Origin of the sequence: Vibrio sp. St2 (assembly GCF_947311885.1) — a bacterium.
GTDB classification, from domain to species: Bacteria; Pseudomonadota; Gammaproteobacteria; order Enterobacterales; family Vibrionaceae; genus Vibrio; species Vibrio coralliilyticus.
On record NZ_CAMZNA010000005.1, the window covers coordinates 198,748 to 222,550 of the forward strand.

General features: G+C 45.1%; 24 protein-coding genes. 15 read left to right on the forward strand and 9 right to left on the reverse strand.

Going from position 1 to position 23,803, the window contains the following annotated elements:
• Positions 1 to 82: 82 nt before the first annotated feature.
• On the forward strand, positions 83 to 904 hold the full coding sequence (locus QMA41_RS16400) for a DUF2989 domain-containing protein (RefSeq protein WP_171352356.1): 822 nt from the start codon (positions 83 to 85) through the stop codon (positions 902 to 904).
• 38 nt (positions 905 to 942) lie between these two features.
• On the opposite strand, the gene msrB is transcribed toward QMA41_RS16400, so the two are convergent.
• Entirely contained in the window at positions 943 to 1,362 is a 420-nt protein-coding gene (msrB, locus tag QMA41_RS16405; protein WP_019275322.1) for a peptide-methionine (R)-S-oxide reductase MsrB, read from the reverse strand.
• Between the two features lie 336 nt (positions 1,363 to 1,698).
• Here msrB and gap point away from each other — a divergent pair, with 336 nt between their 5' ends.
• The 10 genes from gap (at position 1,699) to QMA41_RS16455 (ending at position 11,745) form a co-directional block, all read left to right on the forward strand.
• Positions 1,699 to 2,694, forward strand: a complete 996-nt coding sequence (gene gap / locus QMA41_RS16410) for a type I glyceraldehyde-3-phosphate dehydrogenase (protein ID WP_006962931.1) — start codon at positions 1,699 to 1,701, stop codon at positions 2,692 to 2,694.
• Positions 2,695 to 2,848: 154 nt separating this feature from the next.
• A complete protein-coding gene (locus QMA41_RS16415) occupies positions 2,849 to 3,733 on the forward strand; it encodes a D-hexose-6-phosphate mutarotase (protein ID WP_281630177.1) in 885 nt (294 codons plus the stop codon).
• A gap of 238 nt (positions 3,734 to 3,971) precedes the next feature.
• Entirely contained in the window at positions 3,972 to 6,008 is a 2,037-nt protein-coding gene (locus QMA41_RS16420) for a methyl-accepting chemotaxis protein (protein WP_281630178.1), read from the forward strand.
• Positions 6,009 to 6,128: 120 nt separating this feature from the next.
• A complete protein-coding gene (gene rlmA / locus QMA41_RS16425) occupies positions 6,129 to 6,953 on the forward strand; it encodes a 23S rRNA (guanine(745)-N(1))-methyltransferase (protein ID WP_281630179.1) in 825 nt (274 codons plus the stop codon).
• A gap of 83 nt (positions 6,954 to 7,036) precedes the next feature.
• Positions 7,037 to 7,963: a ChaN family lipoprotein gene (locus QMA41_RS16430; protein ID WP_281630180.1), complete on the forward strand. Its 927-nt coding sequence runs from the start codon at positions 7,037 to 7,039 to the stop codon at positions 7,961 to 7,963.
• 201 nt (positions 7,964 to 8,164) lie between these two features.
• On the forward strand, positions 8,165 to 8,521 hold the full coding sequence (locus QMA41_RS16435) for a hypothetical protein (protein ID WP_019275317.1): 357 nt from the start codon (positions 8,165 to 8,167) through the stop codon (positions 8,519 to 8,521).
• A gap of 413 nt (positions 8,522 to 8,934) precedes the next feature.
• A complete protein-coding gene (locus tag QMA41_RS16440; protein ID WP_281630181.1) occupies positions 8,935 to 10,512 on the forward strand; it encodes an alkaline phosphatase in 1,578 nt (525 codons plus the stop codon).
• 125 nt (positions 10,513 to 10,637) lie between these two features.
• Positions 10,638 to 10,943, forward strand: a complete 306-nt coding sequence (locus QMA41_RS16445; RefSeq protein ID WP_019275315.1) for a ribbon-helix-helix domain-containing protein — start codon at positions 10,638 to 10,640, stop codon at positions 10,941 to 10,943.
• A gap of 84 nt (positions 10,944 to 11,027) precedes the next feature.
• On the forward strand, positions 11,028 to 11,423 hold the full coding sequence (locus tag QMA41_RS16450; protein ID WP_281630182.1) for a VOC family protein: 396 nt from the start codon (positions 11,028 to 11,030) through the stop codon (positions 11,421 to 11,423).
• A gap of 37 nt (positions 11,424 to 11,460) precedes the next feature.
• A complete protein-coding gene (locus tag QMA41_RS16455; protein ID WP_281630183.1) occupies positions 11,461 to 11,745 on the forward strand; it encodes a putative quinol monooxygenase in 285 nt (94 codons plus the stop codon).
• 49 nt (positions 11,746 to 11,794) lie between these two features.
• On the opposite strand, the gene QMA41_RS16460 is transcribed toward QMA41_RS16455, so the two are convergent.
• The 3 genes from QMA41_RS16460 to QMA41_RS16470 all read right to left on the reverse strand — a co-directional run bounded on the left by QMA41_RS16460 (position 11,795) and on the right by QMA41_RS16470 (position 14,614).
• Positions 11,795 to 13,402 carry a mechanosensitive ion channel family protein gene (locus tag QMA41_RS16460; RefSeq protein ID WP_235284679.1) on the reverse strand — a complete coding sequence of 536 codons (1,608 nt, stop codon included), beginning with the start codon at positions 13,400 to 13,402 and terminating at the stop codon, positions 11,795 to 11,797.
• Positions 13,403 to 13,617: 215 nt separating this feature from the next.
• On the reverse strand, positions 13,618 to 14,058 hold the full coding sequence (locus tag QMA41_RS16465) for a YcgN family cysteine cluster protein (protein WP_043008763.1): 441 nt from the start codon (positions 14,056 to 14,058) through the stop codon (positions 13,618 to 13,620).
• Between the two features lie 148 nt (positions 14,059 to 14,206).
• Positions 14,207 to 14,614: a DUF2850 domain-containing protein gene (locus tag QMA41_RS16470; protein ID WP_281630184.1), complete on the reverse strand. Its 408-nt coding sequence runs from the start codon at positions 14,612 to 14,614 to the stop codon at positions 14,207 to 14,209.
• Positions 14,615 to 14,876: 262 nt separating this feature from the next.
• Between QMA41_RS16470 and QMA41_RS16475 the strand changes: the two genes are divergently transcribed.
• Positions 14,877 to 15,125: a YkgJ family cysteine cluster protein gene (locus tag QMA41_RS16475; protein ID WP_080748865.1), complete on the forward strand. Its 249-nt coding sequence runs from the start codon at positions 14,877 to 14,879 to the stop codon at positions 15,123 to 15,125.
• A gap of 34 nt (positions 15,126 to 15,159) precedes the next feature.
• Here QMA41_RS16475 and QMA41_RS16480 read toward each other — a convergent pair whose 3' ends face one another.
• The 4 genes from QMA41_RS16480 to QMA41_RS16495 all read right to left on the reverse strand — a co-directional run bounded on the left by QMA41_RS16480 (position 15,160) and on the right by QMA41_RS16495 (position 18,893).
• The gene (locus QMA41_RS16480) at positions 15,160 to 16,359 is read right to left on the reverse strand and encodes a NupC/NupG family nucleoside CNT transporter (RefSeq protein ID WP_045984969.1); all 1,200 of its coding nucleotides are present in this window, start codon (positions 16,357 to 16,359) and stop codon (positions 15,160 to 15,162) included.
• Between the two features lie 221 nt (positions 16,360 to 16,580).
• The gene (locus QMA41_RS16485; protein WP_281630185.1) at positions 16,581 to 17,528 is read right to left on the reverse strand and encodes a LysR family transcriptional regulator; all 948 of its coding nucleotides are present in this window, start codon (positions 17,526 to 17,528) and stop codon (positions 16,581 to 16,583) included.
• 50 nt (positions 17,529 to 17,578) lie between these two features.
• Positions 17,579 to 18,550 (reverse strand): lytic murein transglycosylase, encoded by a 972-nt coding sequence (locus tag QMA41_RS16490; RefSeq protein ID WP_019275252.1) that lies wholly within the window; start codon positions 18,548 to 18,550, stop codon positions 17,579 to 17,581.
• A gap of 61 nt (positions 18,551 to 18,611) precedes the next feature.
• On the reverse strand, positions 18,612 to 18,893 hold the full coding sequence (locus tag QMA41_RS16495) for a YcgL domain-containing protein (RefSeq protein ID WP_006962948.1): 282 nt from the start codon (positions 18,891 to 18,893) through the stop codon (positions 18,612 to 18,614).
• Positions 18,894 to 19,055: 162 nt separating this feature from the next.
• On the opposite strand from QMA41_RS16495, the gene minC reads away from it, so the two are divergent.
• From minC to minE, 3 genes are read left to right on the forward strand one after another with little or no spacing between them, the layout of a single operon-like run.
• Positions 19,056 to 19,718 (forward strand): septum site-determining protein MinC, encoded by a 663-nt coding sequence (minC, locus tag QMA41_RS16500; protein WP_006962949.1) that lies wholly within the window; start codon positions 19,056 to 19,058, stop codon positions 19,716 to 19,718.
• Positions 19,719 to 19,738: 20 nt separating this feature from the next.
• Complete coding sequence (gene minD, locus QMA41_RS16505) at positions 19,739 to 20,551, forward strand: septum site-determining protein MinD (protein WP_006962950.1); 813 nt, start codon at positions 19,739 to 19,741, stop codon at positions 20,549 to 20,551.
• A complete protein-coding gene (gene minE, locus QMA41_RS16510; RefSeq protein ID WP_006962951.1) occupies positions 20,552 to 20,815 on the forward strand; it encodes a cell division topological specificity factor MinE in 264 nt (87 codons plus the stop codon).
• Positions 20,816 to 21,020: 205 nt separating this feature from the next.
• Here minE and adhE read toward each other — a convergent pair whose 3' ends face one another.
• A complete protein-coding gene (gene adhE / locus QMA41_RS16515; protein WP_038156109.1) occupies positions 21,021 to 23,723 on the reverse strand; it encodes a bifunctional acetaldehyde-CoA/alcohol dehydrogenase in 2,703 nt (900 codons plus the stop codon).
• Positions 23,724 to 23,803: the final 80 nt, after the last annotated feature.

Consider the following 23,803-nt stretch of genomic DNA (forward strand, 5'->3'; position numbering starts at 1 on the left):
ATGGAAAGAACATAACTGGCTGGCATTCTGAGTCAAGATTGCACCCAAGAATAAGTGTAACGGATCACAAGCAAATCAAAATATGAATCATATAAAAGCACTACTAATCTTCAGTCTGGCTATTGCGCTATCAGGGTGTTTCGAAAACCGTCAGAACACCGACAAACTGTGCGCAGACAACCCTAGCTTACAATGTGAACGGCTTAATATGAACGATGGTCAATGCCGTGTTCCTAGAACCGATTTGATTTGGCATCGTAATGAAGTACGTAAACAACCGACCGACAGCAATATTATTGATGAATACCATTTTCTGGCTGCGTATAAGAAATGTCTTGAGTTAGCATCGCAAATCCAACCGATTGAGCAAGCCGGACTCAAAGAGCGCCGATTTAACGCGCTGATTAACTCCGGCGAAGACCTGGAAAAATTAGTCGAACGAATTCGCAAGTCTTCTTCACCAGAATCACTCTATTTTCTATGGAGCCAAACTGGCGATGATGAAGCGCAAAGAAGCTTTCTCCAACTCGAAGGTACACCCGCTTTAGACACGCCAGAAATGCAGTATGCACTGGCGACGTTCTATACCAGCCGCGATCTGGAGAAAACCATAAACTTGCTCAACAAGTCACTTGAGCTGAGTAAAGGCAAGAACCTCAACACGGATATCTTCAAAACACTCGCCAGCATTACCTATCAATTGAATCGCAAAGAACAAGCTTACATCTGGGCAATGGTCGCAAATCGCTTTGAAGTCCCCATTATTGGCTCAGAACAAGAAATGCAGATTCTTTACGGGTTCAGTAAAGACAAGTACAAACAGCTTGACGGTATTGCCGATAGTATAGAAAGCGCACTAGATAGCGGCACTTATCAAAGAAATATGGTTCCTAGCTTCAATTAGTGTCGGCAAGTTGAAAGGATTAAACAATGAGCGGTGATTTAATCACCGCTTTTTACTGAATTGTTGAAAATTAACGACACAGAATTTACACAGAATCTTTCGCCTGTTGTCTTTGGCCCATCTGGAAAAACGTGACCTAAGTGGCTATCACAAGCTGCACACCTAATCTCTGTTCTCACCATTCCGTGACTTAGATCTTCCAAATAACGAATAGCCTGATCATTAATAGGGGCATCAAAACTTGGCCAACCACAACCGGAATCATACTTGTTATCTGATTGAAATAGAGGGGCCTGACAGCAAGTACAAGAATATACCCCAGTTTCCTTGTTGTGCAGTAACTTACCTGTGAACGGTGCTTCTGTTCCCTGCTCTCGACATACTCGATATTCTTCTTCAGAAAGCTTTTCACGCCAGTATTCATTTGGTTTGATGACTTTTTTATTATCCTGTTCCACTTTGTCTTTTTCTCCGAATTAATCACTATTACTGTGACTTTTTTTCTCAAAAACTTGCGCAATTTATTGTTTGTAGCACATACTTTGAATCCATAAAAGGACGCTTAAACTTTGATCAAAAGTGAAAGCGTTTGATCTATTTTACGTCAACTGGTTAGACAAAAAACCTATAATCCGTTCAAAAGATAGTCAATTACGACTGATTGTGAAAAAAAGCGACGCTTTTTTTTGACTTTAAACAAGTTAAGTCCGATTATCTGTTGCAGATTTTGACTGGATTCTGTAATTTTACTACCAGTTATCTTTAATCAGAAATTAAGTTGTGGAGCAACTATAATGACTATCAAAGTAGGTATTAACGGTTTTGGCCGTATCGGTCGTTTCGTATTCCGTGCAGCACAAGAGCGTAGCGACATCGAAGTTGTAGGTATCAACGACCTGATCGATGTAGAGTACATGGCATACATGCTTAAGTACGATTCAACTCACGGCCGTTTCAACGGTACTGTTGAAGTTGAAGGTGGTAACCTAATCGTTAACGGTAAGACTGTACGTGTTACTGCTGAGCGTAACCCAACTGACCTTAAGTGGGACGAAATCGGTGTTGACGTTGTAGCTGAAGCAACTGGTATCTTCCTAACTGACGAAACTGCACGTCAGCACATCACTGCTGGTGCTAAGAAAGTTGTTCTAACTGGTCCTTCAAAAGACGCAACTCCAATGTTCGTAATGGGTGTTAACGACAGCACTTACGCTGGTCAAGACATCGTTTCTAACGCTTCTTGCACAACTAACTGTCTAGCGCCTATCGCTAAAGTTCTTAACGACAAGTTCGGTATCGAATCTGGTCTTATGACTACAGTTCACGCTACTACAGCAACTCAAAAAACTGTAGATGGTCCTTCTGCTAAAGACTGGCGCGGTGGTCGTGGTGCTTCTCAGAACATCATCCCATCTTCAACTGGTGCTGCTAAAGCTGTAGGCGTTGTTCTTCCAGAACTAAACGGCAAGCTAACTGGTATGGCTTTCCGTGTACCAACTGCTAACGTTTCTGTAGTTGACCTAACTGTTAACCTAAAAGAAGGCGCATCTTACGAAGCTATCTGTGCAGCAATGAAAGAAGCTTCTGAAGGCGAGCTTAAAGGTGTTCTAGGTTACACTGAAGACCAAGTTGTTTCTCAAGACTTCATCGGCGAAGTTCAAACTTCAGTATTCGATGCTAAAGCTGGTATCGCTCTAACTGATAACTTCGTTAAAGTTGTATCTTGGTACGACAACGAAATCGGTTACTCAAACAAAGTTCTAGACCTAATCGCTCACATCTCTAAGTAATTAGATAGTTAGCAATTAGCGAATAACTTCGTTAAAGAAAAGGCGGCTCTAGAGTCGCCTTTTTTGTATCTGGACTTTGAGTAATACAAACCCGACATAGCATATAATGTGCGAAATATGTCGAAAAGCTCTCCCCAGCGATAGGAAACTACACATGGATTTAAAAACTCTCCCAGCCCTGACCGTGTTATCTGACAACATCACTATCGTTGAAGTTGATCAGGTTAAAGTCGTCCGCGTTATTCATGAAAAAGCAACGGCAGGCATCGCGCTGCACGGTGGACATGTCGTATCGTTCACGCCAGTAGGCCAAGAAGATCTGATTTGGATGAGCGACAGCGCCATTTTCGATGGTAAGGCAGCGCTTCGTGGTGGCATTCCAATTTGCTGGCCTTGGTTTGGCCGCATTGCTGCGCCTGCACATGGCTTTGCTCGCAACAGTGAGTGGTCACTGCTACAACATCGTGAAAATGAACAAGGAGTTGTGATTGAGATCGGACTGAAACCTTCAGAGCAAACGCTATCAATCTGGCCACATAAATTTGATGCGCGTTTAATAATAGAAGTCAGCAACGAGCTTAAAGTGACGCTCGACGTCACCAATACTGATACGACACCTTGGGCATTTTCAGGGGCATTGCACACGTATCTTAACGTAGGCAACATCAAACAAGCACAAACTACTGGGATGGGTCCTGAGTACATCGATAGCCTAAAAGCAGGTGAAATCTGCCAAGGGGACAAAGTTCTTCAACTTACTGATACTATCGACCGCGTTTATACTCAGCCAGAAGCGCAAATTTTAGTGAAAGATCCAGTGTTGGATCGAACACTAAGCGTGGAGAACCAAGGCCACAACTCGGCTGTATTATGGAACCCATGGGCACAAGGTGCTGAATCTATGTCAGATATGACGAATGACGGGTATTTAACAATGATGTGTGTCGAATCTACTCTTCACGCACCAAGCATTGAACTAGGAAAAACACTTCAACCTGGTGAGTCACATCAAATTATCACCTCTATTTCCGCTCAATAACTCTTTTTCTGCAGGCTATTAGCCTGCAGTACCTCCCTCCCGAAATTATTCTATGCCCGCTCAGGTCTTTTACTCTACACCCGCTGTACAAACACATTTTTTGACTTGCTTATTGTTTGAATAATTAATAGGAATCAATTTTAACAAATGGATAAGTCGTTATTATTATTCTTAATTTACAATAAGAGCTCTATTTTTCAGCGATAAGACACGTCTCTAAAGACAGGATAATTAAAAAATGTTCGAGAAATTCAAAAACCAAAGTGTTGGCTTTCAATTAAAGTTGGTGATACTGCTTTGCTTGTTGGTCTCTTTCGTGGGGACCGCTACCCTCGTTTACCGTAATGCCTCTAAAGTGCTCCTTGATACCACACTCAAGGGCCACCAATCAGAGGTCGAAGCAATGGCAATGACCATTGCCGGCCAATTTAACGCTTACCTTCATACCGCAAAAGTTTTGGAATCCACCTTTAGAAATGGTTATCTGGCAGGCGTCTATGTTGAAGACTACACCGTCGACTTCAATGGTAAACAGGTTCTAAATGTGACTCAATATGGTGAGAGCCTCATCAATGATGAAAAACTGGTTGATAGTTTTACCCGTGATACAGGAGCAGTAGCCACGCTATTTGCTCCGTTAGATGGCGACTTTATTCGAGTGTCAACCTCACTCAAAAACCCATCAGGTAATCGCGTGGTTGGTACAACATTAGGCAAAAACCATCCGGGTTATAACAAGCTAATGAGCGGCCAACCTTACTACGCTCAAGTTAAGCTTTTTGGCGAAAACTATATTACCTATTACGCCCCCCTCAAAGACTATCAGGGCAAGGTGACCGGCGTGACCTTTATTGGCTTACCAGTCGAACAAGCGACTCAAGATCTGTTTGAATCATTACGTTCAATAAAGTGGGGCGATACAGGATATAGCATTGTAGTAGATAACCGAGAGGACAATTTGGGTCGCTACCTATTGCACCCAATTCATGATGAAAACGCTCCACCCATCATCGATGTCGCCGACTACAATGGCAATAAACCTTTCCATCAGATTTTCGAACAGAAAAGTGGCCTGATCCGCTACCCATACGAATATCAGGGCACAGTTGGAGAGAAATACCTAGTTTACACAGAAGTACCTGGTTGGAACTGGAAGCTGCTTGGTGGAACGTTCATCAAAGAAGTCACCAAAGGCAGTGACACCTTGCTCAAGCTGATCATTACGATTGCTACGGTAGTGGCGATTGCCACCTTCATCATTTTGACTATTTTCCTGAACCGTAACCTCAAACCACTAACGGTACTGAACGGGTATATGTCTCGCCTAGCAAAAGGTGAAGTAAGTTTAGATATACCAGCGACAGGCAAAGCATCTAAGAATGAAATCATTAACCTGAATAACGGCGTCGCCAATATGGCAGGACAACTGAATGCCCTGGTCAGCGAGATTCGCTCTACGAGTGACGCAGTTCAGGAAGCGTCGCGTAGTGTCTCGCAGGATGCCAACCAGAATCTCAGCCAATCAGACCTGCAGCAGCAACAGGTTGAGCAAGTAGCAACTGCTATTGAAGAAATGGCATCTTCCGCACAATCAGTAGCCGAGCAAGTAGAAGCAATTGCTGAAAACGTCCGTCTCACCAACGAAGACAGCCAGTCGGGGCTAGAAAAAGTTGAAGGAGTTTGTATTGATGTCGCACAGCTCAACGATCAGCTAGATAATTCCGCGCAAGCCATTGAACAAGTAAACAAAGACAGTGAAGCTATCCAAACTGTCACAAAGATGATTGATGAAATCGCCGAACAAACCAATCTGCTTGCTCTGAATGCTGCAATTGAAGCAGCACGTGCAGGAGAACAAGGCCGTGGTTTTGCTGTTGTAGCTGATGAAGTCCGTACGTTAGCGCATCGCACACAGACGTCTGTTCAGGATGTCGTATCGATCATCGAGAAGCTGAAAACCTCTACAGGTAACGCCGTGAATCTTATGACTCAGAGCCAAAGTAATGCGAATCAGGTATTGGATAAAGCCCAAGAGGCAGGCTCAGCTCTGGAGGCCATTGCGTCACAAGTGCAATCTATTGCCACTCAGGCTGATACGATAGCGGCGACTTCTGAAGAGCAAGCGAATGTATCACAAGAGATTGCGTCCAATGCGAATTCGATCAGTGAATTGAACCGAGAAAGCCGAGCAACCAGCGCTAAGACCACTCAAAGTGCTGAAGAGCTGCAAACTCAAGCCGGTTCGTTGAAACAACAAGTCGACTTCTTCCACTAATACGAAAAAATGGGCAGGACTTTTTCTGCCCTTTTTTACCTCTATGTCGCCCTTCCCATGCTAGTCTGAAAACACGGTTCCTGTTAGAATTCGCGCTCATTTTGTCATCCTGAGATCGTTATGTCTTATACCTGCCCTTTATGTCATCAAAGCCTGTCACTCACTGAGCGCACCTATCGCTGTGAGAACAACCATGCTTTTGACTTAGCCAAAGAAGGCTACGTCAACTTGATGCCAGTTCAGCATAAGCGTTCTAAAGATCCGGGTGATAACAAAGAGATGATGCAGGCCCGTCGTCGCTTTTTAGAGAAAGACTACTATCGCCCGATGAAAGAGAAAGTGGCTGAGATCTGTGCTAAATACCTTGAAGGCACTCAGCACCAGTTACTTGATATTGGCTGTGGTGAGGGTTACTACACCACAGAGGTCGCGACGCAGCTTTCAACACAGCACTCACAAGCAGTAACTTATGGTCTCGATATATCTAAAGTGGCTATTCGCTACGCGTCTAAACGTTATACCAACTGTTCATTTAGCGTAGCGTCGAGTACTCGCCTGCCTTTTCCAGACAACAGCCTTGACGCCGTGCTACGTATCTATGCACCTTGTAAAGCAGAAGAGTTAGCACGAGTCGTGAATGACAATGGTGTCGTCATCACAGCCACGCCTGCGGGTCGTCACCTCTACCAACTTAGAGAACGTATCTATCAGGATGTCAGATTGCATAGCGAAGAAGCAGAAATCATTGATGGATTTAGTCTTGAAGAAACACTCAAACTCACTTACACCATGCCATTGCAAGGTGGCGATGCACATGATTTGCTCCAAATGACACCTTTTGCATGGAAAGCTAGTGAAGAGCTGCGCGATCGTCTGAAATCAGCTAAGTTATTTGAATGCGAGGCAGACTTTATGATTCGTATCTATCGCAAACAGCCTGATTAATTCACTAGATAATAATTCTCATTTAGATTGAGTTATCTTCCTGCCTCCATTAGTATGCTCGCATCATATTTTGGAGGCATTTCATGCGTAAGCTTCTCACTATATCTTTGGCATGTCTGACTTTGTCAGCTTGTTCCACTGCTCCTCATCAAGAAATAACCAGTTTCTACGACTATCAACTCTTCACCCCACACGCTACAACCGTTTCCCTAACCAGTCTTCCCGAAGACATTCAAAAAGCTGACATTATTTTGGTGGGTGAATGGCATACCCATTCCGGAGTTCATCGCTTTCAAACCGACTTAGTCAAAGCGCTTTTTTCACAAGGCCATAATGTGGCTGTCTCTATGGAGCAATTCTCACGTGACAGCCAAGATATCGTCAATCAGTACCTATCTGGTGAAATTGGGGAGCAAACGCTGATTAAAAACGCCAGCGCTTGGCCAAACTATGAAAGTGACTATCGCGCGCTAGTTGAACTGGCAAAAGCCAATCAGCTCGATGTTATCGCGGCGAATGCGCCGAAACCCATCGTTCGCTGCATTGGGCGGCAAGGGGTTGGTTACCTCGATAAACTTCCCCCTGAGCAACGCGCGAATGTGGCCGAGAAAGTGAATGTCACATCGAGCCCATACAAAGATAAATTCATGGCTTCGATGCACCATGGAAAACCTGAACAGACAGAAAAACAGTTTGCCGCTCAGGTGGCTTGGGATGAAACCATGGCAGAAAGTATGACTCGCTATCTGGAGCAGAACCCTTCCAAACAGATCGTTCATATCGCCGGCAAGTTTCATATTGAAGACGGATTAGGGACCAAAGCATCGATTCTCTCTAGAAATCCAGATTTACGTGTTGTTGTGATTACGCCAACAGGTGACGTTATCTCTGAAAGCGACGACTACCAACTAGAGGTACTCGCTCCTCCAGCGCGATATGTACAAATGGAGAATCGAATGAAGGCTTACCACAACCTAACGAAAAGAAACGAGGATTTATCTTGCCTCTAACCCGGCATCCATTTTGCTCACTTTGATAAGATCCATTGAACTAACATCATGTAAATTCAATAAATAGTAGTTTTTGATATGTAATGGATAAATCAGGCATGCTTTGTGCTTGATTCTATTTCATACAAAATCGACATATTTTGCACAAGTTTTTCGCTCATTGGTCGATATATTCCATGAGGATGATGTAAGGAGATCGCTATGACACCAGTAGGAATGGAGCCAGCTAAGCTGACACCAGCCCAGCAGGTCAAGCCTCAAGCGAATCAAAGTGAGCCAAATAATGGCCCGGCTCCGCTTAAAGTGGAGCAAAATAAAGTCACGCTTTCTGATGAAGGAAAGGCGTTGCTTGCCGCTTTGCAGGAAATTGATAAGGAAGCGAAAGCCGCAGAGAAGGCGGATAAAACCGTCGGCGATCAAGTAGAATCCTTCACACATGGTGCGTTAGGTATTGATAAACCTGACGAAATCAAAGAAGAAGATGATGGTGCTTATTCTGCGGGGCAATATCTTTCCGCAGCGGCAACAGTTGGCGGAATACTTCTAGCTCTGATATAGAGTTATTCCGACCAGCTGTTTTTTCTTCATCAAGCTTAATTGACGCTAAGTTAAATAGTGTCACCTCTCCACGTCTAGCTGTAGCTCCATAATTTGTGGCACATTTCATTTCGGTTACGCTCAACTGACAACGGCTTTTTCACTTTGCGCTAAGCCCGCCATCTTTCTATTGCGAAGAAAATACAGTTCTTCCAGTTTTACTTGCCCGACCTCCCCTAACAAAGCACTGCTGCTCACCTCTCAATGTTACCGCTACTTTTAATATCAAAAGACTCACTTAAATGAACTTTATTTCGTGTTAATCAACACAAAAATCACCATGCAATCGATTTTATAAATTAATTCATTGATGACACAAATGGGAAATGTAACAGTGATTTAATCAGGACGCTTTTACAAATAAGGACAATTCGATGAAGCACTTAACAAAACCTCTTGTAGCGGCAGTCGCGACTTCTGCGCTCTCTTTTAATGCACTTTCTGCAGAAATTAAAAACGTTATCCTGATGATTGGTGATGGGATGGGCCCACAGCAGGTTGGCCTGCTAGAAACTTATGCCAATCAAGCCCCGAATTCCATTTACCAAGGTCAACCGACGGCACTGTTTAAACTCGCTCAGGAAGGCGTTATCGGTTCCTCACTGACCCACCCTGAAGATGCGATTGTGGTTGACTCAGCATGTTCGGCAACCATGCTTTCAACGGGTATTTATACTGGCTCAGAAGTCATTGGTATCGACTCTCAAGGTAACCATGTTCAGACGGTTTTAGAAAAAGCTAAAAGCATGGGCAAAGCAACCGGGTTGGTTTCTGATACCCGCCTCACTCATGCTACCCCAGCCTCATTTGCCGCGCACCAACCTCACCGATCTCTAGAGAATGACATTGCATCTGACATGTTGGAAACGGGAGCAGATGTCATGCTATCCGGCGGTCTTCGTCACTGGATTCCAAAGTCGACCAACGACAAAGGTGAGATATACAACCAACTGAAAACGCTGACTCAGGGCGATGTTTACCTTAAGTCTAAGCGCAAAGATGACCGTAACCTGCTCACTGAAGCGCAGCAAGACGGTTACTCACTGGCCTTTAACCGTGACATGATGGCAAAAGCGCAAGGCGATAAGCTGCTTGGTCTGTTCTCCTACTCTGGTATGAACGACGGCATTGCTTATAGCATGAGTAAAAATGATCCAGGGCGCACCCAACCAAGCCTTAAAGAAATGACGGATAAAGCGCTGGATATCCTTTCGAAGGACGAAGACGGCTTCTTCCTCATGGTTGAAGGCGGCCAAATTGACTGGGCTGGACACAGTAATGATGCCGGCACCATGCTGCATGAGATGATCAAATTTGATGAAGCCGTCAATACCGTTTATCAATGGGCACAAGGCCGTGAAGATACCATTGTCATCGTCACCGCTGATCATGAAACGGGATCCTTTGGCTTCAGCTACTCCTCTCAGGATCTGCCAAAACCTGAGCAACGTGATGGCGAAGCTTTTGCCGAGCGTAGTTACGCCCCTAACTTTAACTTTGGTGCATTTCAGATCTTAGATGGTCTATACAACCAGAAGAAGAGCTACTACGGCATCGTGAGTGAGTTCCAAAAGCTGGATAAAAATCAGCAAACTGCCGCTAAGTTTGCAGAAATGGTGAACAAGAATACCGACTTCCCAATCACTTCCGGTCAAGCAGCAAATGTCCTTGCCAGTAAACCTAACCCATATCGTTTAGCAGGACATAAATATTTGTCTGTTGAAGAAGTTCCGGCAATTAACGACTTCGACGCCTTCTTCCCATATAACGATCGCGGTAACCTGCTTGCACGAGAGCAGGCCACTGGCCAAAACATTGTTTGGGGCACGGGTACGCACACACATACACCGGTAAACGTGTTTGCCTGGGGGCCAGCAGAGGCCATTATTCCTATGTCTAAAATCATGCATCACTCGGAGCTGGGTGAATACATCAAGACACAAGTTAAATGAGCGTACTTTGAACCTTCAATAAAATAAAACGCCTTTCGGGGCGTTTTTTAGTGACATCGTTTTCTGTTGACTCGTAATGAATGGCAGGTTAGAAATAGCGGTTTATCATTGTTCAGCATCATATTATGTGTGAAATATTTTCTAATCAGCCTCAAGAAAACTATCAGATTATTGCTCGCTCGATCCGAATTGATGGCCACGCGACCAGCATTAAGCTCGAAGCCAGTTTCTGGCAGATTTTAGAGGAGATCGCGCAGCAACAATCAATGACACTTCCCCGCTTTATCAGCGCGATTTACGCTGAAGCATTGAAATACAATGGGGAAATCAAAAACTTCACCTCCCTACTTCGCTGTGCTTGCCTCATCTATCTTCGCCAGCCCGATGATGTTATGGCAGCCGTCAAACAGCAACTCATCGTGAATAGTTAAAATCTTTTCGCTGTCGTACTCCGGTACTACCTTCCGCTAAACATTTCCCCTTATTCTTCTCACCAACAGAGCAAGGGGAAGATAATGACGAAGCTAATTCACACTATGGTGAGAGTACAAGACCTTACCGCTTCGATTGAGTTTTATCGCACAGCACTTGAACTTGAGGTGAAAGACCAATTCGTTTTTGACAGCTTTACCCTTACCTACCTAGCCAACCACGAAACTGGTTTCGAGTTAGAGTTGACCCACAATCACGATACGAAAGAACCGTATAGTCACGGAAACGGCTACGGGCATATTGCAGTCTGTGTCGATGACATTCATCAGACGCATGTCAAACTCAGCACGCTAGGATTAGCTCCCTCTGAAACGAAAACCATGCAGCATCAAGGTATTGATCTCGCTACTTTCTTTTTCATTACCGATCCCGATGGATACAAAATCGAATTCCTACAACGTCAGGGAAGATACCAATAAACAACAACGAAAAATCAATAATTACAGAGTAAACATAATGATAAATTTAACCGCGACTTTTCACGCAAAAGCTGGCCAAGAAAGCGTATTGCAGTCCTTGTTAATCGCTATGCTAGAACCTACCCGAAATGAGCCAGGGTGCCTTCGCTATGACCTGTTAAAGGACAGCAGCAACTCGGCAATATTTATGTTTCAAGAGCAGTTCACCGACAAGCAGGCTTTTGATGAACATTGCAAACAGGCACACTTTCTCAACCTTTTAGACAGTTTGGAAGGTTTGCTAGAGCAGGAACCGACCATCACCTTTTACGACCAGCTATAAACGCAAAAGAGCGCCATTGGCGCTCTTATTCTTATCTCATCAAAGTGATTTAATCACCCTGTTTAACCATATGTAAGTGCACATCTTGTTGTGGGAAAGGAATCGATATGCCTTCCTGATCAAATCTCAGTTTCACTTCACGTGTGACATACCAGTACACATCCCAGTAATCATCGGTTTTCACCCAAGGGCGAACGATAAAATCGACCGAAGACGTGTTCAACAAATGTACACGAATATTAGGTTCGGGATTACGTAATACCGCTGGATGAGAGTCGACAATTTCTTTTAGCACTTTCTCTGCTTGAAGAATGTCATCGCTATAACCAATGCCAAACACCATATCAACGCGACGCACTCGTTCATGGGTAACATTCTTAATCACATCACCCCAGATCTTGCCGTTCGGCACAATAATGATTTGGTTGTCGAATGTCTTGATGGTGGTGTTAACTAAGCTCATGTGACTCACCTTGCCATCGACGCCACCAGCAAAGACAAAATCCCCAACATCAAATGGGCGGTAGATGAGCAGCATCATACCTGCTGCGAAGTTCGAAAGCGTATCCTGAAGCGCAAAGCCGACAATCACCCCAGCAATACCAAAACCCGTCAACACAGGCGTAAGGTTAAGCCCTATTTGAGACAGCCCAATCAGAATACCAATAATCCATACCGCATTGCCTGACATGGCGATAAAGAAATCTTGCATCAGCTGTGACATTTTGAGGTTTTTTGAAACCACCGTTTTGCTGACGACTTTACGCGCCAGCTTAGCAAGAACCTTAGTTACCAGTAGAATCAGAATAAAAACGAACAACTGAAACAAGTGCTGCGGGGCATTGTTGGCAATCCAACTCCAGAAATTTTCCGACCAATGCGTTACCACAGAAAGTGCGACCTGCCAGTCCAACAAATCCTGCGTCACGCTACCTGTGACTTCAAACATCAGACGCTTATACTCTGCGGTCTTAACCGATAGTTGATCGGCAATGGAGACTAAGGAGCTCAGGCTATCACCAGCAATATTGAGCCTTTGCTGGGTCACCAATCGACTGAGTTGCAGGCTGGATTTTTCTGACTCTGGACTAATGGAAAGCTGCTTATCCACCACATCAATCTGCTGGCTGAAGTACTCCACCGACGCAGAGACCAGACGCAATCGCTTGGTGATAAAACTTTTAAATTGCTTTTCTTCTAGAGTCTCATCGACACCCAATTGCTTGAGCCACTGAATATTCTGCCAACTCGACTCAATAACAGTATCAAGATAATGTTGTAGCTCCTGATAATCATTTAGCATAGTCAGACGCTGTTCGTCTTTCGCTTCATTGAGTTTTTCGCTGAGTGACTTTATCTTACCTTCAAGATACTCGGATGCCCCTTGAGAATAAGCTTGCTGAGTTGCGACCTGCTCAATCAACGCCTCTTTAGGCAGCTTATTTTGTTCAATGGCAGTGGCCAGAATCGACCTTAGTTCCTCATTTTTTTGGAACAGTTTCAGTTGCAGCGCATCTCTTTCATCACCAATCGCACTTTCAAGTGTCACTGTCAGTTCTTTAAGGTCAGCGTTTATCTTGGTGATCGCCGCTTCAGCCCTTGATACTGTAGGAGTTTGCGCTAATGCTTGAAAGCTCAGCACCCACGCCATCAACATAACAATGAACAGGCTGATAAAAGATCGATTGGTGAATCCAAAGTTGTGGTTCATATACACCTCGAAAGCGGCACTCTTCTTGTGCAAGCTTTTGTTTAAACAATGATTACTAAACAGTGTATATCAACAAAGCGTATTGGCGAGTCTTTGCCATGTTAGCAATTGGCAAATACAAAAACAGCCGCTATTAGCGGCTGTTTTTTGTATGAAATCTATTATGCTCGATCAGGATGGTTAAGGATATGATCCTCCCAGTCCACCACGTCGATCTCGTATACAACTTTGTTACGAACACTTTCGCCTGCCGCATGCATCGCAGACTTAGATCCTGTAATCAGAGGGTGCCATTCAGGAATCGGCTGCTTTTCCGCTAATAAGCGGTAAGCGCAGGTGTGCGGCAACCAAGTGAAGTCATCAATATCATCGCGGGTTAGCTTGGTACATTCCTCACCTGATGTGAATCGGTTCGGGTAGTCTTTGCACGAGCAGGTTTTACTGTTTAACCAACTGCACGCCACGTTGGTGTAGTAGATTTCGTCCGTGTCTTCATCCATGAGCTTATGCAGGCAGCACTTACCACAACCATCACAGAGTGCTTCCCACTCCTGCTCGGTCATTTGTTCTAGTGATTTGCTTTCCCAAAATGGCTGGCTCATAACATTACTTCGGTATCGGACAAGGGGAGCGTTTTATACCGTTTAGACGCGTAAAGTTCAAGGGCAATTTTTGTACGGAACAGATAAGTAAAGGCAGTATTTAAAAGGCTTACCGAAACTCTCTCAGATAAGCAATAGGTTAGCGAGTTCAACGGCCTCTGGCACGATGACCAAGCGCGTAAGTCTTTGGTGATTGTTTGAGGTATTTTGCTTTGTAATTGCCATTGAGATGCACCAAGGTCCCTCTTAATCTATCGAGATGATAACGCTGCTCACTGCTGCCTAGATTAAACTCCAACGTTTCCCCATCAAACGCAAAGTGTGTGCTGATTAAATCTTCGTTCCAATAGATCCCTTCTTCCGCCACATGCAACGTATTGGCGGCATAGGTCGCCACATTCGACTCTTCCCATACACCAAGCAGTTCCTGACGAGCCTGTTGGTGTTCGTAGTCAACGACAAAATAGATACCGACACCAACCATAACTGCACCAGCTATGCCAAGGGCCGTCGCGACTTTACTGGAATGTTTTGTCCAAAAGCTATTATCGCTCATATGACGAGACACTCCCGATTGTATTTTTCATTTCAAAACGCCTAAAAAGCGTTTCCCCTAACCTTTAAGTCTAGTGGAACACGCTCAAAACTAACAAAAATATTGATTAGAGGGAGACTGCATCCACTCACGCTCCTGTCATATAGGCGACCAAGTCATGAATGTCATTAAGCAAGCAAATGATGCATTGAGCGAATTTCATACTGCTAACGGCAATCTTTTTTGCTACTATCGCGCCCCTGTTTTTGATGAGGTCATCAATATGGAATGCCGATTAGGCTGTGGAGCGTGTTGTATCGCGCCAAGTATTTCTTCGCCGATTCCGGGCATGCCGAAAGGCAAACCGGCTGGCACAAGATGTATTCAGCTCAATGAAGATAATTTGTGTAAGTTGTTTGGTAAACCAGAAAGACCGAAAGTGTGCCACGAATTTAAACCCTGTCCTGTCGTCTGTGGTAGTACGAACCAGCAAGCGATCGACAACATTACTGAACTTGAAAAACTGACATAAAAAAGCCGCTTTATCATAAAGCGGCTTTTTCGTTTTAGAGGCTTAGTATCACACCAGCGATTGAGGCACTCATTAAGTTGGCCATTACCCCTGCTGCAATGGCACGGAATCCATACTGGGAAATAAAGCTGCGACGCTCAGGTACCAAGCTGCCCAGCCCACCAATCAGCATTGCCATTGTCGAAATATTCGCAAAACCACACAAAGCGAACGTCACAATCGCCTGTGAATGCTCACTAAGCTGAGATTTCACTTCCATTAGCTGAATAAAGGCAACAAATTCATTAACCACCACTTTGTTACCAATCAGAGAACCCGCGGTAATCGCTTCACTCCACGGAACACCCAGCAGCCAAGCCACTGGCGCAAACAAGTAGCCTAAGATAAGCTCAAAACTCAGCTCCATGCCGACCAGACCACCAATCCAGCCCAGCATACCGTTCAGCATGGCAATCACACTGATGAACGCTAGCAAGGTGGCACCAACCGCGACAGCTATTCGTAAGCCGGACATCGCACCATCCGCCATCGCCTCAACGACATTGGTCGCGCGTGGCATATCGACATTGTCCATTTCAACCTGAGCGTCAATTTTTTCCGTTTCAGGGACTAAGATTTTAGCCATCAGCAAACCGGCAGGGGCCGACATAAACGCTGCAGCGATCAGGAAATTGAGGTCCACGCCCAGCGACGCGTAACCAACCAGTGTACCACCCGCTACGGAGGCAAGACCGCCTGTCATCACAGCAAAGAACTGCGAATCTGTCATCTGGCGCAGATAGGGCTTCACCACTAGAGGCGCTTCAATCATACCGACGAAAATGTTTGCCGTAGCAGACAAGGATTCTGCACGGCCTATCCCCAGCAGTTTTTGCAATCCGCCGCCGATCACATTGATCACTTTCGGCATTAGCCCAATATGGTACAGACCGGAGATCAGCGCAGAGAAGAAGACAATGATACCCAACACGTTGATGGCAAAGGTAAAACCACCGGTTGCCAACCCACCAAACAAAAAGGCAATCCCTTCCTGACCGTAGTTGATAAGATTCGACACTGCTCCAGTGACATTGTTCAGCACTTCTTTACCTGCTGGCACATAGAGAACTAACAGCGCAAAGGTAATCTGCAGAGCAAAGGCTAAGGACACCGTTTTTAGGTTAATATTTTTTCTGTTGGTGGAAAGTAGCCATGCCAGTGCAAGAATGGCGATAATTCCGAGGATCGAGTTCATGGAGATATCCGACTAAAAGGGGCTTAAGAATGGCGTCGGATAATATTCCGTTACAAATGAGATGCAAATCCAAGTTGTTAAAATCCGGTTTACTTTCCACAACTCAAACTTTAATCAACGCGTTAAGCTGCTGTTTTCAATCAAGATAAACGTTTGCTTTTCGCTATTTTTTCCATATAGCAAAGATGTTTCCAAAAACAGAAACAATCTCAGGGAGAAAATTAGGCTTTAGGTCGATGGATATAGGGAGACAATCGTTTATCCCAGTAGCAAGGTGAACCAATTTTATTCTTAATGAACTCAATCACTGCTGTTGTCTTTGTCGACAGGTAACGACGGCTAGGATAAACCGCATAAAATGGCATGTTCTGACTGGGTATCCACTCAGGTAAAAGCTGAATCAACTGACCTTGCTTGAACTCGTCACGAATCAGATAAGTAGCAAGGTAAGCGACTCCCCACCCGGCAACAGCGGCATCCCGCACAGCTTCAGCCAGATCAACCGAGTAATTTCCAGACACCTTCACATTTAGCTGATCGTCACGATTGGAGAATGCCCAGCTGGTGTAATCTCGCTCCCAGCTTCGATAAATCAGGCAATTATGCTCAGCCAAATCGTTCGGATGATGAGGGGTATCGTGTTTCATCAGATACTCTGGCGAAGCGACTACCACAAACTGACTGTCCGCTAACCGCTGTGCGACGTATCCTTCAGGCAGCGTCTCGTTGTTGGTGATCCAGAGATCAAGCCCCTCTTGCAGCATGTCGACCTTGTAGTCAAACAAATGCATCTCTACTTGCAGATTAGGGTACTGCATTCGCAGCTCATCAATCGCAGGGAGAATATGCAAGGTGCCAAACGACTGCGATAAGCCGATTCGAATCAAACCCGCCACTTCATCTTTTTGGCTTTCAACTTCCAGATGCGCTTCTTCAACACTTCGTACTACTTTCTGGCAATGATAGAAAAACTGCTCCCCTGCTTCAGTCGGCGTAAAAGTCCTTGTGGTGCGTTGGACTAACTTGACCCCTAACGACTCTTCCAACAGCGCCAGCTGCTTACTGACATGGGATACAGAGACTCCAAGGTTCTTGGCAGCCTGAGTAAAGTTTTTATGAGTAAGTAAGGCGGCAAACACCACCATTTGAGACGCACGATCAGACAGCACAAGGACTCCACAAACTAAAAGGAGCTCCGAAGAGCTCCTAATCAAAACAATTAAAGTGCGATTCTATCGGCCAGATGGCTAACGGCTAAAGCGAAGTAATAAGAGCGATTCCACTTCATCAACACATTGTAGTTGTTGTATACCAGATAAACGCGGCCATTGGCGTCATCAGGGGCAATCAACCAAGCTTTAATATCTTCATCCAATTGAGGTAGTGGGCGTCCGTCATAGCGAGTGACCCCCATTTTGCTCCATTCCTGAAGGTATTTCCCTTTCTCTTCACTGCGACCCTGAATGCTAGTATCAAAACCGTGTGGCAGCTTAACCTGACGCCCCCAAGTATAGGAATCGGTCCAGCCAGACTGGCTCAAGTAATTGGCTGCGGAAGCAAATACATCGGCTTCGTTATCCCAGATGTCTTTCTTGCCGTCACCGCTGCCATCCGCGGCATAAGAAAGAAAAGAGCTCGGCATAAACTGGCACTGGCCCATCGCCCCTGCCCATGATCCCTTCATGTCCTCAGGCTTGATATGCCCTTCATCAAGAATCGTTAACGCTGCCATGGCTTCATTACGGAAAAACGCTTCACGGCGACCGTCATAAGCCATGGTCGACAGCGCATCAATCACGCTGTAATTGCCGGTGAATTTGCCAAAATTACTCTCAACGCCCCAAAGCGCGACAATAAAGCGAGGTTGAACGCCATATTCCTCACCAATACGCTGCAGCTCTTCTTTATGCTTCACGTACAGCTCTTTGGCCTGTTTTACTTTCCAGTCAGGCACTGCACGAGGAATGTATTCATCCAGCGTGAGTTTTTTTTCTGGTTGGTTACGATCGGCTTTCACGGCCCGTGGTTTATACGTCACGTCCTCAAAAGCCGCAGAAATTGTTTGCTCAGAGATGCCTTTTTGTCGCGCCTCTTGTTTTAATCCTTCAACGTATTGCTCAAAGCTCAGCTCATTAGCCCAAGCTGAGCTCGCAATCGTCGCACCTAGTATGACTGACAATAATTTTTTCACATTGCCCTCCTTGAGCAATATTATGATTCGCCAACAACTTCCCTATTATAGATGAGAGAAATTATTCTGATTGCTGGCGCGCCTTTTGTTCTTTGTATTCGTCCAACAGGTTTTTTGGCGGTGGCGGCAACTGAAGGAAAAAGCCTTCGTCTTTCATCGATTGTTTCACTTTTTCAATGTCGACTTGAGCCAGCTCACGCCCGTCCAAATTCACCATCATGACCATGGTAGGTTTGCCAAACATTTGCATCAATGTGTCAGGAACTTGTGAAAAATCATCCTTTTTCGGGATATATAGGTACGCGCCTTCTTTTTTAGAACTTTTGTAAATTGCACAAAGCATGGGAAGCCTTTTGTCTGTTTAGATTCAGAGAACGTCAATGTTTCGCTATTTTTGAGAGCAAAACACTCAATTGAGCGCAAGATAACTTGCTGTGCTTATTGTGGGAATATAACATGACAACCCTAGTCTCAGGCAACGTCCTTACGAGGTTCCCAAAAAAAGATGTCGAATTCACCGGACCTGAAAGGTAGTAGTTTTACTTTGTCCGTTTTACACCTTTCAAATAACGATGTTGAAAACACACTCCAATTTCTCAGTGAAAAAGTCGAACAAGCGCCGGCTTTTTTCGCTCAAGCCCCTGTTGTCATCAATATTTCAAAAGTTGATGGTGATATTGACTTTGCGAGACTAAAACAAGGGATTTCACACGCTGGAATGATTCCAGTTGGTGTGACAGGCGGTCGCGATAAACGCACTCAGAATCTGGCTTCAGAGGCTGGTTTTGCTGTTATGTCAGCCAGTAAATCCCCTTCTCAGGCTCCAGCAAAAATGGCACCAACCAAGATTATTCGCACTCCGGTACGATCTGGTCAGCAGATCTACGCCAAGGACTGTGATCTGGTAGTTTTAAGCCACGTCAGTGAGGGTGCAGAGGTTATTGCAGATGGTTCTATTCACATTCACGGAACACTCCGTGGTCGTGCGATTGCTGGCGCCAGTGGCAACACGGGTGCAGTGATCATCTGCAATAAGCTTAATGCCGAATTAATGTCAATTGCCGGTCACTATTGGCTCACAGAACAGTTTGCTGATGAATACTGGCAGAAGAAAGTTATGTTCAGTTTGGACAATGACTCGCTCAAGTTCGAGTTGTTAACCGTTTAAAGATTAATAAGGAACACATAATGGCACGCATTATTGTTGTCACGTCAGGTAAAGGTGGTGTAGGTAAAACCACGTCAAGTGCCGCTATTGCTTCAGGCCTGGCACTTAAAGGAAAGAAAACCGCAGTGATCGATTTTGATATCGGTCTACGCAACCTAGATTTGATCATGGGTTGTGAACGCCGCGTAGTTTACGATTTCGTGAACGTAATCAATGGCGAAGCCACGCTTAATCAGGCATTGATCAAAGACAAACGTACAGACAACCTCTTCATTCTACCTGCCTCTCAGACGCGTGATAAAGATGCACTGACTCGCGATGGGGTTCGCCGTGTATTTGATGAACTGGATGAAATGGGCTTTGATTTCATCATCTGTGACTCTCCGGCAGGTATCGAGCAAGGCGCACTGATGGCGCTATACTTTGCAGATGAAGCCATTGTAACAACGAACCCTGAAGTTTCTTCGGTTCGAGACTCAGACCGTATCTTGGGCATTTTAGACTCGAAGTCTCGCCGTGCTGAAGAAGGACTAGAGCCAGTTAGACAGCACCTGCTGCTAACCCGTTACAATCCAGCACGCGTTACACAAGGTGAAATGCTGAGCGTAGAAGATGTCGAAGAGATTCTGCATATCTCACTGCTTGGCGTAATCCCTGAAAGTCAGGCGGTTCTGAATGCTTCAAACAAAGGTGTACCAGTGATCTTCGATAACGAGACAGACGCGGGTATGGCTTACGACGACACTGTCGAGCGCTTATTAGGATCACAAGTGGATTTCCGCTTCCTAACCGAGCAGAAGAAAGGGATCTTCAAACGACTATTCGGAGGCTAAATGTCATTACTTGAATTTTTCCGCCCGCAGAAGAAAACGTCTGCCAATTTGGCCAAAGAGCGTCTGCAAATCATCGTTGCGGAACGTCGTAGTCAGGGTGACCCGTCACCTTCGTACCTTCCACAGCTCAAAGAAGACATTCTGAAGGTAATTGGTAAATACGTCGCTGTGGATCCTTCTATGGTTGATCTCTCTTTTGAACACAAAGACGACGATATTTCGGTGCTGGAGCTAAATGTAAAACTTCCGGAAGACGAGAAGTAAAACCAGTGAAATAGAATTTAAAAGCCAATGCGAGAGCATTGGCTTTTTTAATGGCTGCAAGTTTTGCCGCGCGTAACTTCTATCAACACCTTTTCAGCAATTCTTGTAACGAAAAAAAGCCCCAACCTTTCGATTGGGGCTAAACCTTTTCCCGATAGTTAGGTTTCGTGCTAGCGAAAACCTATCTCAACACCAACGCTCCTACTTATGCGTTAGCTTTTGCTTTTTTTGATTTTGGCGCTGCTTTTGCGGCTACCTGGTCTGCTTTCTTCTTGATAACAGTCGTACCTTCGAAAGTCTCACCTTCAACGAACGCTTTACCGTAGTAAGACGCTAGTAGAACTTCTTTCAGCTCAGTGATTAGAGGGTAACGAGGGTTAGCACCTGTACACTGGTCATCGAACGCTTCTACCGCTAGTTCGTCCAGTTTAGCAACGAAGTCCGCTTCAGAAACGCCAGCAGCTTGGATAGACATTGGGATGTCTAGGTTAGCTTTTAGCTCATCAAGCCATGCTAGTAGACGTTCAATCTTCTGAGCAGTACGGTCACCTTCTTGGCTAAGGCCTAGGTGGTCAGCTACTTCAGCATAACGGCGACGTGCTTGTGGACGGTCGTACTGAGAGAATGCAGTCTGCTTAGTTGGGTTATCGTTCGCGTTGTAACGTACTACGTTAGAGATTAGTAGTGCGTTCGCCAGACCGTGTGGTAGGTGGAACTCAGCACCAATCTTGTGCGCCATAGAGTGACAAACACCTAGGAATGCGTTAGCAAACGCGATACCAGCGATAGTTGCCGCGTTGTGCACTTTCTCACGAGCGATTGGGTCAGCTGCACCATTTGCGTAGCTTGATGGTAGGTACTCTTTTAGCATCTTAAGTGCTTGCAGAGCCTGACCGTCAGAGTATTCATTTGCTAGAACTGATACATAAGCTTCTAGAGCGTGAGTTACTGCATCGTAACCACCGAATGCTGTTAGAGACTTAGGCATGTTCATAACAAGGTTTGCATCTACGATAGCCATGTTTGGCGTGATTTCGTAGTCAGCTAGTGGGTACTTAGCACCAGTCTTGTCGTCAGTAACCACCGCGAATGGTGTAACCTCTGAACCCGTACCTGAAGTTGTAGTAATACAAACAAGCTCAGCTTTTTGACCCATTTTAGGGAACTTGTAGATACGTTTACGGATGTCCATAAAGCGCATTGCTAGTTCTTCGAAGTGCGTATCTGGGTGCTCGTACATTACCCACATGATTTTCGCTGCATCCATCGGAGAACCACCACCTAGCGCGATGATAGTGTCTGGCTGGAAGCTCTTCATCGCTTCAGCACCTTTCTCTACTACAGATAGAGTTGGATCTGCTTCTACGTCGAAGAACGTCTGAACTTCCATGCCTTGAGCTTTAAGCAGGCTAACTACGTCATCAGCGTAACCGTTGTTGAATAGGAAACGGTCAGTAACTAGGAATGCGCGTTTCTTACCTTCTAGATCGCTCAGTGCGATTGGAAGGCTACCACGACGGAAGTAGATAGACTTAGGTAGTTTGTGCCACAACATGTTTTCAGCTCGCTTCGCTACAGTTTTCTTGTTGATTAGGTGCTTAGGACCTACGTTCTCAGAGATAGAGTTACCACCCCATGAACCACAACCTAGAGTTAGAGAAGGTGCAACGTTGAAGTTGTACAGGTCACCGATACCACCGTGAGTTGTCGGGATGTTGATTAAGATACGAGCGGTCTTCATCTTGTCACCGAAGTAACGGATGCGGTCTGCGTTAACATCTTGGTTAGTGTATAGGCCAGATGTGTGGCCTATGCCGCCAATCTCAACCATAGTCACAGCCTGTGCCACAGCATCTTCAAAGTCATCTGCGCGGAATAGACCTAAAGTTGGAGACAGTTTCTCGTGAGCAAATGCGTCATCGTAAGACACTTTGCCTAGGCCTTCACCTACCAGCACTTTAGTGTCTGCTGGAACGCTAACACCTGCCATTTCAGCAATTGCTGGAGCTGGTTGACCAACGATTTTTGCGTTTAGTGCGCCATCGATGAGCAGAACTTTACGTACTTTCTCAGCTTCTGCTTTAGTCAAAACGTAAGCTTTGTGAGAAGCAAAACGTTCTTTTACTTCGTCGTATACAGAATCAACAACGATTGCAGCTTGCTCAGAAGCACATACAACACCGTTATCGAAAGTCTTAGACATTAGGATAGAAGCGACTGCACGTTTGATATCAGCGGTTTCATCGATAACTACAGGAACGTTACCTGCACCTACACCGATTGCTGGCTTACCAGAAGAGTAAGCTGCTTTAACCATGCCTGGTCCACCAGTTGCAAGAATAAGAGCGATATCATCGTGCTTCATTAGAGCGTTAGAAAGCTCTACAGATGGCTGATCAATCCAGCCGATGATGTCTTTTGGAGCACCCGCTGCAACTGCTGCATCTAGGACAAGTTTTGCTGCGTCGTTAGTAGAGTTCTTCGCACGTGGGTGTGGCGAGAAAATGATACCGTTACGAGTCTTCAAAGAAATTAGAGATTTGAAGATTGCAGTAGACGTTGGGTTAGTTGTTGGTACGATACCGCAGATGATACCTACAGGCTCAGCGATAGTCATAGTACCTAGGTTGTCATCCTCTTCTAGGATGCCACAAGTCTGTTCGTCTTTGTATTTATTGTAGATAAACTCAGAGGCAAAATGGTTCTTGATTACCTTATCTTCAACAATACCCATACCAGATTCTTCAACCGCTTGTTGAGCTAGCGGGATACGTGCTTGGTTAGCTGCAAGAGACGCTGCGCGGAAGATCTTGTCGACTTGCTCCTGAGAGTATGTCGCGAACTCTTCTTGCGCTTTTTTAACGCGTGCAATCATTGCATCTAGTTCAGCCATATTAGTTACAGGCATAGGGAATCTCCTAAAATTAACAAATATTAAAAACTTTTTAGTAAGTAAACTGTGTGCTCGTTGTTAGTTGATTCAACAGT